Source organism: Staphylococcus sp. HMSC072E01 (assembly GCF_001814125.1).
GTDB lineage: Bacteria > Bacillota > Bacilli > Staphylococcales > Staphylococcaceae > Staphylococcus > Staphylococcus hominis.
This window is the reverse complement of the sequence record NZ_KV814963.1, coordinates 1-17673: the sequence shown is the minus strand read 5'-3', so window position 1 is coordinate 17673 and position 17673 is coordinate 1. Positions and strand designations below refer to the sequence as shown.

18 protein-coding genes are annotated in these 17673 nt (G+C 29.2%); 14 read left to right on the top strand and 4 right to left on the bottom strand.

Annotated elements, in window-relative coordinates; genetic code table 11:
* Window positions 1–3: 3 nt before the first annotated feature.
* Complete coding sequence (locus tag HMPREF2953_RS04435) at window positions 4–537, top strand: acyl-CoA thioesterase (protein ID WP_070672006.1); 534 nt, start codon at window positions 4–6, stop codon at window positions 535–537.
* Window positions 538–840: 303 nt separating this feature from the next.
* On the opposite strand, the gene yfkAB is transcribed toward HMPREF2953_RS04435, so the two are convergent.
* Complete coding sequence (gene yfkAB / locus HMPREF2953_RS04430) at window positions 841–1986, bottom strand: radical SAM/CxCxxxxC motif protein YfkAB (RefSeq protein ID WP_070672005.1); 1146 nt, start codon at window positions 1984–1986, stop codon at window positions 841–843.
* Window positions 1987–2129: 143 nt separating this feature from the next.
* On the opposite strand from yfkAB, the gene HMPREF2953_RS11240 reads away from it, so the two are divergent.
* The 7 genes from HMPREF2953_RS11240 to HMPREF2953_RS04400 all read left to right on the top strand — a co-directional run bounded on the left by HMPREF2953_RS11240 (window position 2130) and on the right by HMPREF2953_RS04400 (window position 7767).
* Window positions 2130–2291 carry an SE1561 family protein gene (locus tag HMPREF2953_RS11240; RefSeq protein WP_002450046.1) on the top strand — a complete coding sequence of 54 codons (162 nt, stop codon included), beginning with the start codon at window positions 2130–2132 and terminating at the stop codon, window positions 2289–2291.
* 109 nt (window positions 2292–2400) lie between these two features.
* On the top strand, window positions 2401–2919 hold the full coding sequence (locus HMPREF2953_RS04425) for a type 1 glutamine amidotransferase domain-containing protein (RefSeq protein ID WP_002450071.1): 519 nt from the start codon (window positions 2401–2403) through the stop codon (window positions 2917–2919).
* 450 nt (window positions 2920–3369) lie between these two features.
* Entirely contained in the window at window positions 3370–4182 is an 813-nt protein-coding gene (gene sgtB, locus HMPREF2953_RS04420; RefSeq protein ID WP_070672003.1) for a monofunctional peptidoglycan glycosyltransferase SgtB, read from the top strand.
* A 168-nt stretch (window positions 4183–4350) separates the two neighbouring features.
* The gene (gene recX, locus HMPREF2953_RS04415) at window positions 4351–5154 is read left to right on the top strand and encodes a recombination regulator RecX (RefSeq protein WP_070672001.1); all 804 of its coding nucleotides are present in this window, start codon (window positions 4351–4353) and stop codon (window positions 5152–5154) included.
* The gene (locus HMPREF2953_RS04410; RefSeq protein ID WP_049335608.1) at window positions 5147–5461 is read left to right on the top strand and encodes a YfhH family protein; all 315 of its coding nucleotides are present in this window, start codon (window positions 5147–5149) and stop codon (window positions 5459–5461) included. The genes recX and HMPREF2953_RS04410 overlap by 8 nt, the downstream gene beginning before the upstream one ends.
* Window positions 5462–5476: 15 nt before the next feature.
* On the top strand, window positions 5477–6994 hold the full coding sequence (locus tag HMPREF2953_RS04405; protein WP_070671999.1) for an ATP-binding cassette domain-containing protein: 1518 nt from the start codon (window positions 5477–5479) through the stop codon (window positions 6992–6994).
* A gap of 8 nt (window positions 6995–7002) precedes the next feature.
* Window positions 7003–7767 carry a teichoic acid transporter gene (locus tag HMPREF2953_RS04400; protein ID WP_049335693.1) on the top strand — a complete coding sequence of 255 codons (765 nt, stop codon included), beginning with the start codon at window positions 7003–7005 and terminating at the stop codon, window positions 7765–7767.
* 117 nt (window positions 7768–7884) lie between these two features.
* Here HMPREF2953_RS04400 and HMPREF2953_RS04395 read toward each other — a convergent pair whose 3' ends face one another.
* Complete coding sequence (locus HMPREF2953_RS04395) at window positions 7885–8862, bottom strand: metal-dependent hydrolase (RefSeq protein ID WP_049335604.1); 978 nt, start codon at window positions 8860–8862, stop codon at window positions 7885–7887.
* Between the two features lie 135 nt (window positions 8863–8997).
* Here HMPREF2953_RS04395 and mutY point away from each other — a divergent pair, with 135 nt between their 5' ends.
* The 3 genes from mutY to HMPREF2953_RS04380 all read left to right on the top strand — a co-directional run bounded on the left by mutY (window position 8998) and on the right by HMPREF2953_RS04380 (window position 12569).
* Entirely contained in the window at window positions 8998–10044 is a 1047-nt protein-coding gene (mutY, locus tag HMPREF2953_RS04390) for an A/G-specific adenine glycosylase (protein ID WP_049335603.1), read from the top strand.
* Between the two features lie 92 nt (window positions 10045–10136).
* On the top strand, window positions 10137–10679 hold the full coding sequence (locus HMPREF2953_RS04385; protein WP_002450077.1) for a nucleoside tri-diphosphate phosphatase: 543 nt from the start codon (window positions 10137–10139) through the stop codon (window positions 10677–10679).
* A gap of 153 nt (window positions 10680–10832) precedes the next feature.
* Window positions 10833–12569: an ABC transporter ATP-binding protein gene (locus tag HMPREF2953_RS04380; protein ID WP_070671997.1), complete on the top strand. Its 1737-nt coding sequence runs from the start codon at window positions 10833–10835 to the stop codon at window positions 12567–12569.
* A 77-nt stretch (window positions 12570–12646) separates the two neighbouring features.
* Here HMPREF2953_RS04380 and HMPREF2953_RS04375 read toward each other — a convergent pair whose 3' ends face one another.
* Window positions 12647–13741, bottom strand: coding sequence for an FUSC family protein (locus HMPREF2953_RS04375; RefSeq protein ID WP_002448314.1), 1095 nt, complete (start codon window positions 13739–13741; stop codon window positions 12647–12649).
* 154 nt (window positions 13742–13895) lie between these two features.
* The gene (locus tag HMPREF2953_RS04370) at window positions 13896–15185 is read right to left on the bottom strand and encodes a glutamate-1-semialdehyde 2,1-aminomutase (RefSeq protein ID WP_070671995.1); all 1290 of its coding nucleotides are present in this window, start codon (window positions 15183–15185) and stop codon (window positions 13896–13898) included.
* A gap of 80 nt (window positions 15186–15265) precedes the next feature.
* On the opposite strand from HMPREF2953_RS04370, the gene HMPREF2953_RS04365 reads away from it, so the two are divergent.
* The 3 genes from HMPREF2953_RS04365 (at window position 15266) to perR (ending at window position 17222) form a co-directional block, all read left to right on the top strand.
* Window positions 15266–15721, top strand: coding sequence for a peroxiredoxin (locus tag HMPREF2953_RS04365; protein ID WP_002455139.1), 456 nt, complete (start codon window positions 15266–15268; stop codon window positions 15719–15721).
* Window positions 15722–15726: 5 nt separating this feature from the next.
* On the top strand, window positions 15727–16677 hold the full coding sequence (locus HMPREF2953_RS04360) for a phosphoglycerate dehydrogenase (RefSeq protein WP_002455140.1): 951 nt from the start codon (window positions 15727–15729) through the stop codon (window positions 16675–16677).
* Between the two features lie 95 nt (window positions 16678–16772).
* A complete protein-coding gene (gene perR, locus HMPREF2953_RS04355) occupies window positions 16773–17222 on the top strand; it encodes a peroxide-responsive transcriptional repressor PerR (RefSeq protein ID WP_017175209.1) in 450 nt (149 codons plus the stop codon).
* Window positions 17223–17673: the final 451 nt, after the last annotated feature.

Genomic DNA, 17673 nt, shown 5'->3' with positions numbered 1-17673 from the left:
AGTATGTCAAATTCTCAAGTTAATAAAAAATCTATGTCTGAATCAAAAAGTATTAAAACACGACAAGTATTTCCTCAAGATACTAACCATCACCATACAATGTTTGGTGGATCATTGATGGCTAATATTGATGAAATAGCTGCAATTACAGCTATGAAACATGCGAATGCACAAGTGGTTACTGCTTCTACCGACTCGGTGGATTTTTTAAGGCCTATAAAAACAGGGGATATTACGTCTTATGAAGCAATGGTAAGTTACGCAGGGTCAAGTTCAATGGAAATTTGTGTGCAAATTATTATTGAAGATGTGATAAATAAGGAAAGGCATTTAGCAGCATTGAGCTTTTTAACATTTGTTGCCCTAGATAAAAATGGAAAACCAACACGTATTCCTAAGGTGTACCCTGAAACAAAAATAGAAAAGTGGTTCTATGAAGGGGCACCAAAACGTGTTCAACGAAGAAAAGAACGACGCGAAGACAGTAAAAGAACGATTGAATTTTTATCTGAAGCGCAGCACATAGAAAATATTTAGGATTTATAATAAATGTCAATACATATGATATAAATTATATGTATTGGCATTAAATGATACGAAAGAGCCTTAGGGCCTTGTTTTTTTTAAAATATTTCAACGTAAAATTACATATAAATACAAAGTATTTTGGCAAGATTCTTGAGACAATAGGATAAGCTGAAGACTACAGGCTGAAGCTATCCCCTAAGAAAGCGAGCCAATAATACGCAGTATTATAAAGAAAGAAGCCAGTAAATGAATTTATAATAAACTCATTTACTGGCTATTTTGCTAGAAATTATGTCCTAGTTTCTTTTAATTTTATTGAAAACGATGTTCAGTGTGCATTTCGATTTCATTTTCTCTAAAGTTTGTATTTGGATAATACATATTTTTAACTAATACATTTGGTCCTAAACATTGGAAAGCTTCACAATGACAATTTAAAGATTTTGCTAAATCTGTTGATAACCAAGCATCAAATACATCTGTGAGCTTATCATTTTTAATATTAGAAATTGTTCCGTTTTCATCACCAAAATCTGTTACAATAACGTCCCCACTAAATACATTTACATTTAAGCGACTACGGCCATCTGGGTCATTTCGAACAGTAACATTTTTTTCATTTCTTAATCGTTCAAGTAAAAGTTGGTCATTTTCATCGTTTATGCAAGGATAGATTGGGAGAGTACCAAATAACATCCAAGTGTTTTTATCACGAATGTCTAATAAATGATGAATAGCTTGTTTCATGTCTTTTAATGATAATACATTGAGTTGACTTGCAAAATCTGCTGGATACATAGGATGAACTTCATGACGACTACACTTCATATCATTAACAATTTCTTTATGTATGTTTTCTAAATGTGGTAGGGTATTTTGATTTAACATTGTTTCTGCTGAAACAAACATCCCTTGGTCAGATAATGTACTAGCGTTATCTAGCATTTGTTCATATAATTTTAACTTTGCTTTTAAAGGAGGTTGTTTTTTCATTGCGCCAAAGCCCACCTCTGCAAATTCTTGGATGGTACCCCAATTATGAGAAATGTGCATGACATCAATATATTCAGCAATTTCTAGATATCGATCTTGAGGTAACGTTAAATTAGAATTCATTTGCACATATATGCCTCTTTGATGCGCATATTTTAATAATGGTTTAACAACATTATTTATAGATTTCTTTGAAAACATAGGTTCTCCACCTGTAATCGACATAGTACGTAAATTGGGAATTTCATCTAAACGTTGATAAATAAGATTCATAGGTAATGGATCAGGATCTTTTGTTTGTAATGTATAACCAACTGCACAGTGACTACATCTCATATTACATAAATTTGTTGTAGTAAATTCTACATTACTCAAAGTGAGTTGATCGAATTGTTTAATATCATTATAAGCTTCCCATGGATCATTATAAATTGAGATTGCTTGTTTAATTTTTGATGTTGTCATTATAAAAACTCCTAAACTTTTAAAACATTCTTCTTTATAAAATTACAATAAATATTATTAGAATTATATCTCTTTTTGTCAAATTTTGTTAGGATAGTTATGAATAAAAGCTAAAAATATTATATATAAGGAGTTAAATTCCGATGGATGAAAAACAAACTATTGAACAAATTAAAACAAGATTGTCTAAATTTTTAGAAGATATTGACCACGTTAATCCTGATGAAGTAAGTGTAAAAGATATTGATGAATGGATTGGATTATTAGATCAATTAGAAGAAAAAGTTAAGTTAGTTTCTAAGTAATTGTGGAGTATGAAAAAGTTTTTAACTAAATTTAATATTTATGTTTAAACCATCTTAAATTTGTCTATATATTAAATATAATAAAACGAAAGAAAAGGTGATTTTGGTTATGACTAAAAAAGTAGCAATTATTTTAGCTGATGAATTTGAAGATATAGAATTAACAAGTCCTAAAGAAGCATTAGAAGAAGCAGGATTTGAAACTGAAGTTATTGGAGATACTGCGAACGCTGAAGTTGTTGGGAAACATGGCGAAAAAGTTACAGTAAATGTAAGTATTGCTGATGCTAAACCAGAAAATTATGATGCATTATTAATTCCTGGTGGTTTCTCTCCAGATAATTTACGTGGAGATGCAGAAGGACGTTATGGAACATTTGCAAAATACTTTACTAAAAATGATGTTCCAACATTTGCTATTTGTCACGGACCTCAAGTTTTAATTGATACTGATGATTTAAATGGTCGCACTTTAACTGCAGTATTAAATGTTCGTAAAGATTTATCAAATGCAGGTGCCAATGTTGTTGATGAATCAGTAGTAGTCGATAATAATATTGTAACAAGTCGTGTACCTGATGATTTAGATGATTTCAATAGAGAAATCGTTAAAAAATTAAATGATTAATTTAAAATAACTTTTTGAAAGTTATATTTGAGCCTGAGACATATGTAATTGTCTCAGGCATTTTTAATGTGTTGATAGTCGATGATTGAATTACAATGTAACTGTATTCTGGATAGGCTTCAATGAAACTGAGAATGTATCATTATAAATCGTGTCAATTCATAAGCATCTGATTGATTTGTTTTCCTTGTTTTCTAGAAATGGAGAAAATATGTTTTAAATGTTACTTTTAAGAATGTATATATTGATGAACTTAATATCGTTTTTTAAATCTTCTTATCCAAATTTAAATAATTCCTCTCTATCTTCTTCAAAGTAACTTGGAAATTTCAGCGATATAAAATCAATGATACACCTTGAGACTGATTTTTGATTGTTTATATAGATAAAAATAACACTTATTGTTAAACTCTCAATTATAGAGTGACCTTTAAGTAAAGGAGCAAACCCATGAAAAGAAGACAAAGAGATAACTATCCAAAAGAGAAAACAACTTATGATCAAAATGAGCCTCATTATAATACCTATTATCAACCTGTGGGTTCACCACCGAAAAAGAAGAAAAGTAAACGGTTCTTTCTAAGAATGCTTATTATATTTATTATTATAGTTGCTTTGTTTACTGGATTAATGTATTTTTTATCATCTAGAGCGAATGTCGATGATTTACAAACGATTGAAAATAAGAGTAATTTTGTATCATCAGACAATATGCCGAATTATGTTAAGGGCGCCTTTATATCTATGGAAGATGAACGTTTTTCTAAACATCATGGATTCGATATAAAAGGGACAACACGTGCATTATTTTCAACGATTAGTGAACAAGATGTACAAGGTGGGAGCACCATTACTCAACAAACTGTAAAAAATTATTATTACAATAATGAACGTTCATTTACACGTAAATTAAAAGAATTATTTGTCGCGCATAAAGTTGAACAGCAATACAGTAAAAATCAGATATTAAGTTTTTATTTGAATAATATTTACTATGGTAATAATCAATATGATATTGAAAGTGCAGCAAATTACTATTTTGGTGCAACTACAAATCAAAATAATAGTAGTTATCCGATTATTACTGTATTACAAAGTGCAATGCTAGCAAGTAAAGTTAATGCCCCAAGTGTATATGATATTAATAACGTATCAAATAATTTCAAGAATCGAATTAAAGTGAATTTAGAAAAAATGAGACAACAGAATTATATTTCTGACAGTCAATATCAAGAAGCCTTATCGCAACTTAATAATTATTAATATAGTAATATAACAATTTAATTGAATATAAACTAAGAGTGAGAATGAGAATAAATAAACTTCCATTTCGCTCTTTTTTAATATCAAATACTATATGTGTTAGATTTTCTGTTATAAAATAAATATATTATTAAAATACAATTTTTAATTAGTATGAGGAGAATAATGATGCCGAAAATTACTAAAATAGAAGTTCAAAAAAATAATAAAGAACGATTTAATCTCTTTCTTGATGAAGCATTTGAAATGGGAATTGATATAGATACACTCGTTAAATTCAATTTGAAAAAGAACCAAATGATAGATGCTGCAGAAATGGAAAAAATTCAAAAATACGAACACTATCGTCTAGGGATTAATATGGCAATACAATATTTATCATATAAAAAACGAACTGAAAAAGAAGTTAGTGATTATTTGAAAAAGAATGGTATTAATGAAATGGCAGTACAAAAAGTGATTGAATATTGTTATAAAGAGCAATATATTAATCATGAAGATTACGCTGAAAGTTTAAAAAATACAATGATTAACACAACAGATAAAGGACCTGAAGTATTTAAACAAAAACTATACCAAGTTGGAGTAGAACCTAATATTATAGATAGATATGTTAAACGATATGAAGAAGAGCAACCTATAGAATCTATCATTCATGTTGCTAAAAAAATAATGAAAACTAAAAAAGGTCCTGTTGTTAAAGTAAAGCAAAAAGTAATGCATAGCTTAATCCAAAAAGGATATACAATAGAAACTGCACAATATGTACTTAATGAGTTAGACTTTGCTCAAGACGAAGAAGTGCTAGATGACTTATTACAAAAGGATTTAGAAAAAGTTTATAATAAACAACGTCGTAAACATGACGGTAATACTTTAAAAATGAAAACAATAGAAGCACTTATGAGAAAAGGATATAATTATGATAAAATAAAAATTAAATTAGCAGAAAGTGGTATTTTAGATGAGTGACAAAAGATTAAGTGAAATGTCTGAACAGGAATTGAGACATGCAATACAATTATGTAAAGAAAAAATGCGTAAAGCTGAAATGAATGGCATAATGAATGAATATGATGTTTATGAAAGCAAAGTCATTGTAGCTGAGAGTTATTTAGTCGATCGTTCTAAAATTAACATAGGTAGAATATATAAATTAAATGATGGTAGTGAACAATACTTTAAAGTTGAACGTTTAAAAGGGGTTTTTGCTTGGGGTTATAGAATAAATAGTACGAATCCTGAAGAGGGTTTACCCATTGCATTATTAAAAATTTAGAAGGATGTAACACAAATGGGAAGTTCAATCGTTTTAAAATTATTAAATGTTACACAATACTATAGAAACCAAAAGAATAGAAAGTGGTATCTGCCGTTTGGATATGGCGCGGAAGACATAGAATTAAATAAAATATCTTTACACATTTATCAAGGAGAAGCCCTTGCACTCATAGGAGAACCTGGTTCATCCAAAACATTGATTGGAAGAATTATGGCCCAAGATATTGCACCTGATAGAGGGAAAGTTGTACAATCAGCAAGTATTTATTATGGAGATATAAAAAACAAACATTTATTAAATATGTCTGTTAAAAGTTATATTGAAGAAACACAATGCTTATTTAATTACAAGACGTCTTCACATATTGTCGATCAAATTATTAAATATGCGCATTTAGATGATAAATCTTCGATTCAAGTGAATAAACTTAGTCACTCTGAGTATGCGCAATTGATTTTAAGTGTTGCAAGAGTTTGTAAAACAGAAATTATTATTTTAAGTCATATTCTCGAATATCTTGATGAAGCGTTTTTAAATAAGGCAAAACAACTTTCAAAAGACTATGTGTCTAATGACTTATCAATTATATTTGTAGACGATGATATTTCTAAAATATCTCAAGTGAGTAACTATGTTACTTGGATTTCTCACGGACAAGTGCGTATGGAAGGGTCTTTAAATGACGTTTTACCGGTATTTAATGATCATGAAAGAGATAGATTAAGTATCGACGATGAAGAAACACTTAAGAATTTTGATTTAGATTGGAAGAAAAGTAGAAGTAGATTGCCGGAAATGAGTTATAACTTTAAAAGAGTCGAACGATACAAACATGTTAAAGTTCCGGATTTTATAGTTAAATTTTGGACGCTTTTAGTTTCAACGTTAATCGTCTTAGTGTTACTTGGCACACTAGTAGTGAATAATATAGGAAAAATTGAAATTCCTATCAACGAATCTCAGAAGAAAGTTCAAAATCAAGACACGGATCCTTTTGAAAATAAACTTTCTTATGGAATTGTTTTACATGATGAAGTGACATTATCAAATCATCAAGATATTGAAATGCCAAAATATTCTTTTGTGACGATTACTGGAGAAAGTGCTTCAAAATATCGCTTAATTGTCGATGATGATACATATGAAGTAGGTAAGAACAAAATTTATTATTTTAATCCTGCTGCATTATATGAAACGCATAAATTTAGTACTTTAGCGCCTTATATGAAGTCAAACTACAGTAAGTATGTTGATTATTTTAATACTCAATTACATAAACCACATAAGCAAGTGAAAAAGACACTTGTTCCTGAAAAAGATCAACGATTTGTGGTGCCTATTACACAACAACCTATTAAAATGTTATTTAATGATGAGGATAAGTTAACTGGTTTTGTATTTCCTATAGTAGATAAATCAAAATTAGAGCGTAAATTTAATATTAAAGGTAATGTATGGATTTCAAAATTAAATAATGGATATTTAATTGCAGATATGAAAAATAGTAAATGGATTTATATCGAATTGTAGGTGTAAACATGATAGATAAGTTAATATTATATTTTAAACATTTTCCATCTCTTTTACATTTAGCTAAAGCAAAAGTAAAAGAGACTTGGAAATATGATGTGATTTTATTTTTAATACAATTAATTATCATTAGTATCATAATTGGAGTGATGTATTTTTTTAATACAGAAGAAATTGAAAAAGCCCAATGGATATATCGAATAATTGCGTTCTATACTTTTGTAACTATTGCTTATATTATATATAAATCATTCAAATTATATAATTATGATTATCTTATTGCTAAATCATTTCAACTCACACCTATTATTACGCCCATCCTTAATGCACTGATAGGGGCTATAATTATCTGTGTTTTATCATTGATTACGTCAATCTTTAAGCCAGTAAACCTTGAAACATCGGTGATCTCTTTTGTTTATTTTATACTAATGTCGATTATATTTATTGTTTTTATATCAATAACATTAGGTTTATTGACTTTAATAAGTAAAAAAGTATTTAAATTTTATGTGATAGCAATAATTGTGTTATTCTTTTTAGTACCTATCATTTTTATACCTAATAATAAGGCAAATATGATTGATCAAATATTAAAAATTAATCCATTGTATTATTTGATTGACGGATTATCATCTTCAATTGTTTTTGGATCTGTAAATATGTACAATATTGTGTATCATATTTATTTTATTGCTTTTTTAGTATTAATTGGAGTTATCAATTTTATTTTAACTCGACTTGTTGCCCACAAGAAATATGAATATATTTAATATATGAGTGAATCACTATAAATAACATATATTTTTTATGATGTTATAATAATAACCCCTAAATGACTGTCAATCAGTCATCTAGGGGTTGTTTAAATTATAGTTAAAGTTAATGAATTAATGAGAGTACAATTTTTTTTGAAGTTTTTCTTCTGTAAATACCCATCCAATATAGGAATGGTCAATTTTTTGATCTTGAGTAAGATGTGCAATTGCTGCAAAAGAATAATGTCCTTTATTTAGATAACGTAAATCTATCAATCGTATCTCAGTTGTTTGATCATCAAGTTTACGTATTTGCCAACGATAGATAGAAGAGAATTTTAGAAACGTTCTTATTTCAGGATTACTTTTTATTTGCCATAAAAGTGTATCGGGTGAAAATTGTTGACGTTTTACTTTATCACTAAACGTTATATTACGACCATAAGCTCTACCTACATAATCATAGTTTTCAGTTTGAATCGCTACACGCCATTCCATAAATTTCATAGTAGGTGCAACAAAAATTTTCACAGGATGATGTTCATCATGAATGTGTTTCAACGCTTGAGATTTGATTATTGATTGCATTTTAAATCTAACAATATAATAAATAATTAAAATACCAATAATTGGAAAGAACACTAGATATGGATGAACGCCTAATAACCATAGCGTGATTCCTATACATAATATTAAAAAAATAATTGGATCGAATGTATTGATTACACCGAGTTGTATCCACTTATTTGATATAGGTCTAAGTGCTTGTGTACCATATGAATTAAAGATATCTACAAAAACATGTAAAAAGACCGCTAACTGAGCCCACATCCATATATGAGTCACATCTACATGCGGAAAGATAACATATATTATAAAAGCAAGTAATATTGGCCATAAAATCGTAAAGGGTATGGAATGTGTAATACCACGATGATGTGAAATATAAGTTGCATTATTTTTTAATTTTAAAACCGTATCGCCATCAGGTATTAAAGAACCTGCAATTAAAGTTGTTGCAGTAGCTGTCATAGAATGTGACATTGCTGGGTCTTGTGTAGCTAAAGCAGTTAGTCCAATGCCGATAGCAATATGAGTGGCTGTATCCATAAAAGTTCACTCTTTTCATCTTGATTTAATATATATTATAATCTAAAAATTAGAATAACAAAATTAAGATACTTATCAAATATTAGAAAGTATTATAACTTATACATTTTTTTATGTAAGAGAAAGGATAATTTAATGTTAAATGAAACGACATTTAAAAATAATATTGTGACATGGTTTGAGAAAAATCAACGAGAAATGCCTTGGAGGGAAACAACTAATCCATATTATATATGGCTAAGTGAAGTTATGCTTCAACAAACACAAGTTAAAACGGTCATTGATTATTACAATAAATTTATTCATCGATTTCCTACAATTGAAGCGTTAAGTGAAGCAAAAGAAGATGAAGTATTAAAGTATTGGGAAGGTCTTGGATATTATAGCCGTGCCCGCAATTTTCATACAGCAATTAAAGAAGTACACCATAATTATAATGGGGAAGTACCATCATCCCCTAAAGTTTTTGGTGAATTAAAGGGAGTAGGTCCATATACTCAAGCAGCTGTAATGAGTATTGCTTTTAATCGCCCTTTAGCTACTGTAGATGGAAATGTCTTTAGAGTATGGACTCGACTTAATAATGACCATCGTGATATCAAATTACAATCTACTAGAAAATCATTTGAAAAAGAGCTTGAACCTTTTGTACAAGAAGAAGCGGGTACATTTAATCAATCAATGATGGAATTAGGTGCAACAATATGTACACCTAAGAATCCGTTATGCCTATTTTGTCCAGTACAGGAAAATTGTGAAGCGTTTCGAAAAGGAACTACGTTAGATTTACCTATCAAAACTAAAAAACAAGCTAAGAAAATAATTAATCAGGAGGTTTTTTTAGTCAGAAATCAGAAAGGTCAATATCTGATTGAAAAACGTCAAGAAAAGCTACTTAATGGTATGTGGCAATTTCCAATGTTTGAAAGCCCGAATGGGATTCAAAAACTAGAAAATAAGTTAAACCATTCATTAACTTTATCTGAGAACATAATATTTCAATTAAAGCATCAGTTTACACATAAAACTTGGAATTTAAATGTTTATAGTGTGATTGAAGATATAAATATTGACTCAGCACAATTACCAGACTTTATGGAATGGTTTGATTTAGAAAATCGAGATGATTATTCTTTCCCAGTATCAATGAGTAAAATTTATGAGTTTATTGTTGGTAAATAGAAAAATATAATATCTCTCTATATCTCTTTAAAGAAGTTTAAAAAAATATGGTATAATTCGAATTGTAAAAACTTTAAAAGGTGGTGTGGAGTATGGTCAAAGAATCCATACCTAAAGAAGGCGAAAATATAAAAATCCAAAGCTATAAACATGATGGAAATATTCATAGAGTATGGTCTGAAACAACGATTTTAAAAGGAACAGATCACGTCATCATTGGTGGAAATGATCATACCTTAGTAACTGAAAGTGATGGACGTACATGGATTACTAGAGAGCCTGCAATCGTGTACTTTCATGCTGAGTATTGGTTTAATGTAATTTGCATGTTTAGAGAAGATGGTATTTACTATTATTGTAATTTATCTTCGCCTTTTGTATGTGATGAAGAAGCTTTAAAATATATTGATTATGATTTAGATATTAAAGTTTATCCAAATGGTAAATATCATTTGTTAGATGAGGATGAATATGAACAACATATGAAACAAATGAATTATCCTCATGAAATAGACGTAATACTAAGAAGAAATGTAGACATTTTACAACAATGGATAGAACAGAAAAAAGGTCCTTTTGCTCCTGACTTTATAAAAGTATGGAAACAAAGATATAAAAAAATTCGTAATTACTAAGCATAATTGAGGCAAATAGTAATTAATTAGTTTATAGTACTTGAGTAATAAATAAGAGGTTGAAACTACTTGCCTATTCTTAAATAAATGAGTTTATGAATAGAGGGTTCAACCTCTATTAATTTTTGATAATAAAATTAAGGAGGAGTCAGTGTGATTCGACGATATTTAGAATTTGTCAAACCATATAAATATCGTATTTTCGCAACGATTATTATTGGGATTATAAAATTTGGTATTCCAATGTTAATCCCATTATTAATTAAATATGCGATTGATGGTGTAATTAATAATGGTACATTAACCACCAATGAAAAATTCCATCATCTTGCTATAGCGATAGGTATTACTCTATTTATATTTTTAATTGTGCGCCCGCCAATTGAATACCTTCGACAATATTTAGCACAATGGACGAGTAATAAAATTTTATATGATATTCGTAAGCAATTGTATGACCATTTACAAGCCTTAAGTGCCCGATTTTATGCAAATAATCAAGTGGGACAAGTTATATCGAGAGTAATTAATGACGTAGAACAAACGAAAGACTTTATTTTAACTGGGTTAATGAATATTTGGTTAGACTGTGTAACGATTATTATTGCGCTTTCTATTATGTTCTTCTTAGATATTAAATTAACACTTGCAGCAATTATTATTTTTCCTTTTTATATCTTTACAGTATATTTTTTCTTTGGACGTTTAAGAAAATTAACACGTAAACGTTCACAAGCATTAGCGGAAGTACAAGGATTTTTACATGAACGTGTTCAAGGTATGTCTGTAATAAAAAGCTTTGCAATTGAAGATAATGAAGCGAAAAACTTTGATAAAAAAAATAAAAACTTTTTAAGTAGAGCGTTTCAACATACTTCATGGAATGCCTATTCATTTGCAGCTATTAATACAGTCACAGATTTAGGTCCTATCATTGTTATTGGCGTAGGGTCATATTTAGCAATTACTGGTTCAATTACAGTAGGTACCTTAGCAGCTTTTGTAGGATATTTAGAACAATTATTCGGACCATTAAGACGTTTAGTTTCTTCATTCACAACTTTAACGCAAAGTTTCGCCTCTATGGATCGTATTTTTCAATTAATAGATGAAGACTATGACATTAAAAATAAAAAAGGTGCACAACCTATTGAAATAAAAGAAGGACATATTGAATTAAAAAATGTAAGCTTTAAATATAATGAAGATGAATCTTTAGTTTTAAAAAATATAAATTTAAATATAAATAAAGGTGAAACAGTAGCATTCGTTGGTATGAGCGGGGGAGGTAAATCTACGCTTATTAATCTTATTCCACGTTTCTATGATGTAAGTGAAGGTGAAATTTTGATCGATAGTCGTAATATTAAAGATTATTTAACAGGAAGCTTGAGAAATCAAATTGGACTTGTTCAACAAGACAATATTTTATTTTCTGATACAGTAAGAGAGAATATTTTATTAGGACGTCCTGATGCTACTGAAGAAGAAATAATCGAAGCAGCTAAAATGGCAAATGCGCACGACTTTATCATGAATTTACCGAATGGCTATGATACTGAAGTTGGAGAACGTGGCGTAAAATTATCTGGTGGTCAAAAGCAACGTTTATCTATTGCGCGTATTTTCTTAAATAATCCACCTATATTAATTTTAGATGAAGCGACAAGCGCACTTGATTTAGAAAGTGAAGCAATTATTCAAGATGCATTAGATGTTTTAAGTAAAGATAGAACTACACTTATTGTAGCTCATAGATTATCAACAATCACACATGCAGATAAAATTATTGTTATGCAGCATGGTCAAATCGTTGAAACTGGTACACATAAAGAACTGATTGCTAAAAAAGGTGAATACGAACATCTATATAGCATTCAAGATTTATAACTAAATAATGAATACTAAAAAAGACAAACTTAACTTTGATAGTTAAGTTTGTCTTTTTTAGTATTGATATTTAATTTTTATAAATCAAAATCTTCATCTTGAATTTCAATATCTGTGTCATTACGATGATACGTAAAGAAACTTAATCTTAGTCTATCTAAATGCTCTAAATGATATCGATATTCTTCAATAGCTGCGATAATTTGCATGATATTCGAATATGAATATTCTACTTGATATGGATTTTGAATTAATTGATATTGAAAAGCATCCATAAGATTTTTCTTTTGAGGATTTAAAATCTGATTATCAAAATCATCTACATTATAACGCGCCTTTTTTGATAAACTTTTTAAAATTTGTTCGTGATACGCTGTTAACGAATCTAACTCTAATTTAATTTGAAATAATAAATGATGATTTGTATTATGCAAATCATTTTGATATCTAGCCATACGGTTTAATACTTCGTAAGCTTGTCGAGTTGTTCCAACGACCTCTTTAAATAATATCTTTTTACGATTTTGTTGGAAAGCAGCTTTTCTTGTAAACGTACGTTCTTCGTGATAATAATCATAGATTTGTTCTAATTTTATAATGCGAGATTCTAACTGTTCACCATCTTCTTTTATCTGATGATATTCAGAAGTATCATTAATCACAAGTTTAAACCATATAAATATGTCGGAAGAAATATTAACCGCATTATGATAAATTTTAGTTTCGAATTTTGGAGGTAAGAATACTAGGTTTACAAGTGAAGCACTTAAAACTCCAATCATTACTAAAATAAATCTAAATGTAGCTACAAGATAAAACGATCCTGTATGTTGCCCCATAATGATTAACGCAGTGACACCTGCTAATGTTGCTACATGCGCCAAGTTTAATTTATATAAAATGGCGATTAATAAAATGACTGTGATACCCATAATCACAATGTTTTTACCAAAAATGGTTACCATAATCACTGCTAATATAGCACCGATTAAATTACCTGTAGCTTGTTCAGATATCGTTTTCATTGAACGATATATATTAGGTTGCATTGCAAAAATAGCACTTATTCCTGCTACAGATTTCAAACCAACATTATCAGGTAAAAAAGAAGCGATAAAAAGGGCGAGAATGATAGCAATTCCAGTTTTAAGTATACGTGCGCCTAATTTCAAATACAACGCTCCTTTAAATAACAAGTTTATAGTTTAATGTATTTTTAAATTAGTATACACTCAACAAATAAAATTATACAAGTATACGCATATATAAAAACCTAAGAATGTATATTTGCGAAATGACATTCTTAGGTTCGTTAAATTTTAAATATTATTTCATTTGACTGAAGGCATAGTCAGCCGCTTCTAATGTTTGATCAATATCTTCTTCAGTGTGTTCAGTAGTTAAGAACCATGCTTCAAATTTAGAAGGTGCTAAATTAATATCTTGGTTAAGCATAAGTTTAAAGAATTTTGCAAATGCCTCACCATCAGAATTTTCTACTTGTTCGTAGTGTGTTACTTTTTCATCTGTAAAATAGAGTGTTAGAGATCCATAAATACGATTAATTGTCGCAGTAATATGATGTTTTTCAATAAGTTTATTTAAACCATCTTCTAAACGTTTACCTAAAGCATCTAATTTTTCATATACACCATCTTGCTCTAAAACTTCAAGTAATGCAATACCTGCCCTCATTGAAAGTGGGTTACCTGCCATTGTTCCTGCTTGGTATGCTGGGCCTAATGGAGCGACATGTTCCATGATATCTTGACGGCCGCCGTAGCCACCGATTGGTAATCCACCACCAACAATTTTACCAAATGCTGTTAAATCTGGATAAACATTTAATAAATCTTGTGCAGCGCCATAATGGAAGCGGAAAGCAGTGATGACTTCATCGTAAATCACTAAAGCTCCATGCTCATGAGTGATGTTGTTAACTTCTTCTAAAAAGCCTGGTTGAGGTTTTACCATACCAAAATTACCTACAATAGGTTCTACTAATACAGCCGCTACTTCATCTCCCCAATGTGCCATGGCTTCTTTATAAGATTCAATGTCATTGAAAGGTACAGTAATGACTTCTCTAGCAACACTTTCAGGTACACCAGCTGAATCCGGAGAACCTAATTGAGAAGGTCCGCTTCCTGCAGCAACTAATACTAAATCAGAATGGCCATGATAAGAACCCGCAAATTTAATGATTTTATTTCTTTTAGTATAAGCTCTAGCAACTCGAATTGTAGTCATTACTGCTTCTGTTCCAGAATTAACAAAACGAATTTTTTCTAATGAAGGAATAGCTGCTCGTAATTTTTTACTAAAATCAATTTCAAGTTCAGTAGGTGTACCATATAAAACCCCTTTAGCCGCTTGATCTTGGATAGCCTCAGTAATATGAGGATGAGCATGGCCAGTAATTATGGGACCATATGCTTGTAAATAATCAATGTACTTATTTCCATCGACATCGTAAAGATAAGCGCCATGACCTTCACGCATAACTACGGGAGCACCTCCGCCAACAGCTTTATAAGAGCGTGAAGGAGAATTAACTCCACCTAAAATATATTCATTTGATAACTTTTGAAGACGTTCACTTTCAGTGAAATTCATAGAGTATCAACCTTTCTTATTTAATAATATTCGTTACTATCGTAACATAATAATTATAATATGAAGAAATGAGTGATACGATGTTAAAAATAGGAGATCTTTTTCCAAAATTTGAATTAGAGAATCAAAATGGAGAATTAATTACTAATGAAAACATTATGGGAGAAAAAACAATATTATATTTCTACCCACGAGATAATACACCAACGTGTACAACAGAAGCATGTGACTTTAGAGATAATATACAATACTTTAATGATATGAAAGTTAAAGTTTATGGTATTAGCGGGGATTCTAGAAAAAAACACGAAAACTTTATTAAGAAGCATCATTTGAATTTTGATTTATTAGTTGATGATGAATTTAAGTTATCGAATGCAGTAGGAATATATCGTTTGAAGAAAAGTTTTGGAAAAGAAAATATGGGAATAGTGAGAACAACGTTTGTAATAGATGAAGCGGGATATATTACAAATATCATTGAAAAAGTAAAAGTTAAAACACAAATAGATGAATTAAAACAAATACTGGAGTGAGATAAATGAAAATCGTAAGCTTGAAACGTTTAGGTAATATAGAAAATGAATTAATAGAAAAGTATCCTGATATTTCATTTTCGTTTTATGATAAAGCAGATAATATTCCAGATAATGATAAAAAAGAACTCGAGGTATTGATAGGATATGACGGGGAGATTAATGAAAGATTTATAAAGTCTTGTCCGAATTTAAAGTGGATTGCATGGTATGCAACAGGCGTAAACAATCTACCATTAGAGTACATTAAGAATAAAGGAATAATTTTAACCAATACTAGAGGAATACAATCAAAGCAACTTTCAGAATATATACTAACTTTTATATTAAATGATCATAAAAAAATGGAAACATCATTTATTAATCAACAAAAGCATATTTATGATAGTACTTTGACAGGTAAACGTTTAAAGGATGAAACAATTTTATTTTTAGGTACTGGAGCTATTGCTCAAGATACTGTAAAGTTATTGACACCTTTCGAATTGAAAATAATAGGTGTAAGTAAAACAGGAAAACAAAAAGAAGGATTTAATCAAACATATGAGATAAATGAATTAGACAAGTTATTAGGAGAAGCGGATATAATAATTAATACGTTACCAGAAACCAAAGAAACATATCATTTATTAAACAAACATCATTTCCAATTAATGAAGGAAGATACTTTATTTATTAATGTAGGAAGAGGAACTATAGTAGAAGAACACGATTTAATTGAAATACTTAAAGAAAAATTAATACGTCATGCTTACTTGGATGTATTCGAAAATGAACCACTAGAATCAGAACATCCACTTTATGATTTAGATAACGTGACAATTACTGCACATATAACTGGTAATGATAAAGAAAATAAAAAGGAAGCAACGAAAATATTTGAAAGAAATCTAACTCGTTTTCTCAATAAAGAAGAAATAAGTGAGAACGTAGTAGACTTAAAAGATGGCTATTAATATAAAACTTATGGAATAATTGACAATGCCGTATGATAGTAGTTATATTATTAATAAGATAATAATAATTATAAAGTAGAAAGATGGTGAAAATGATGAGTGCAGAAATAGAATCAATTGAACATGAGCTTGAACAAGCTATAATAGCATTAAGAAAGTCAGGCGTTCGTATCACGCCTCAAAGACAAGCTATTGTTAGATTTTTAATTAGCTCACATACACATCCTACAGCGGATGAAATTTATCAAGCACTTTCACCTGATTTTCCTAATATAAGTGTTGCGACAATTTACAATAATTTAAGAGTATTTAAGAAGATAGGTATTGTAAAAGAATTGACTTATGGAGATGCATCAAGTAGGTTCGACTTTAATACTCATAATCATTATCATGTTATTTGTGAACGATGCGGTAAAATAGTAGATTTCCACTATCCTCAATTGGATGAAATTGAACAATTAGCTCAACACGTTACAAACTTTGACGTAACACATCATCGAATGGAAATTTATGGATTGTGTGAAGAATGTAAAAACAAAGAATAAAGTTAGGCAATGACTTTAATGTCATTGCTTTTTTGTTTATAAGTAATTAAAGAATTTAAAAGATAAATATTAAATAAAACATATCATAGAATTTTGGTATAAAAAATACTCATTAAAGATAATGAATACATTTGATGTGAAATATTAAACGATTTTATATTATAAAATCCATTGACGTTCAATAATAATCTTGCTATTATATAAAAGTCGTCAAAAACAAAAGATATTGTTTGAAAACGCAAAGTAAATTAGATTAAAACAATGTTAAAAAAGTGTAATTTTGACCATTGATTATAAAAACAATTTATTATAAGATATTATTTGTTGAAATATTAATTAACTTCAAGAAAAGAAAAAATAAAAAAGTTCTTGACAAGGATAATTAGTATTTGATATAATAAATAAATGTAATTGTTAAAAATGAACATTGAAAACTGAATGACAATATGTC

Coding starts and splice junctions, on each gene's coding strand:
- HMPREF2953_RS04360 (WP_002455140.1), top strand. CDS start 15,727: ATGAAAATCGTAAGCTTGAAACGTTTAGGTAATATAGAAAATGAATTA.
- recX (WP_070672001.1), top strand. CDS start 4,351: ATGCCGAAAATTACTAAAATAGAAGTTCAAAAAAATAATAAAGAACGA.
- HMPREF2953_RS04410 (WP_049335608.1), top strand. CDS start 5,147: ATGAGTGACAAAAGATTAAGTGAAATGTCTGAACAGGAATTGAGACAT.
- yfkAB (WP_070672005.1), bottom strand. CDS start 1,986: ATGACAACATCAAAAATTAAACAAGCAATCTCAATTTATAATGATCCA.
- HMPREF2953_RS04435 (WP_070672006.1), top strand. CDS start 4: ATGTCAAATTCTCAAGTTAATAAAAAATCTATGTCTGAATCAAAAAGT.
- perR (WP_017175209.1), top strand. CDS start 16,773: ATGAGTGCAGAAATAGAATCAATTGAACATGAGCTTGAACAAGCTATA.
- HMPREF2953_RS04370 (WP_070671995.1), bottom strand. CDS start 15,185: ATGAATTTCACTGAAAGTGAACGTCTTCAAAAGTTATCAAATGAATAT.
- mutY (WP_049335603.1), top strand. CDS start 8,998: ATGTTAAATGAAACGACATTTAAAAATAATATTGTGACATGGTTTGAG.
- HMPREF2953_RS04400 (WP_049335693.1), top strand. CDS start 7,003: ATGATAGATAAGTTAATATTATATTTTAAACATTTTCCATCTCTTTTA.
- HMPREF2953_RS04405 (WP_070671999.1), top strand. CDS start 5,477: ATGGGAAGTTCAATCGTTTTAAAATTATTAAATGTTACACAATACTAT.
- HMPREF2953_RS04425 (WP_002450071.1), top strand. CDS start 2,401: ATGACTAAAAAAGTAGCAATTATTTTAGCTGATGAATTTGAAGATATA.
- HMPREF2953_RS04385 (WP_002450077.1), top strand. CDS start 10,137: ATGGTCAAAGAATCCATACCTAAAGAAGGCGAAAATATAAAAATCCAA.
- sgtB (WP_070672003.1), top strand. CDS start 3,370: ATGAAAAGAAGACAAAGAGATAACTATCCAAAAGAGAAAACAACTTAT.
- HMPREF2953_RS04365 (WP_002455139.1), top strand. CDS start 15,266: ATGTTAAAAATAGGAGATCTTTTTCCAAAATTTGAATTAGAGAATCAA.
- HMPREF2953_RS11240 (WP_002450046.1), top strand. CDS start 2,130: ATGGATGAAAAACAAACTATTGAACAAATTAAAACAAGATTGTCTAAA.
- HMPREF2953_RS04395 (WP_049335604.1), bottom strand. CDS start 8,862: ATGGATACAGCCACTCATATTGCTATCGGCATTGGACTAACTGCTTTA.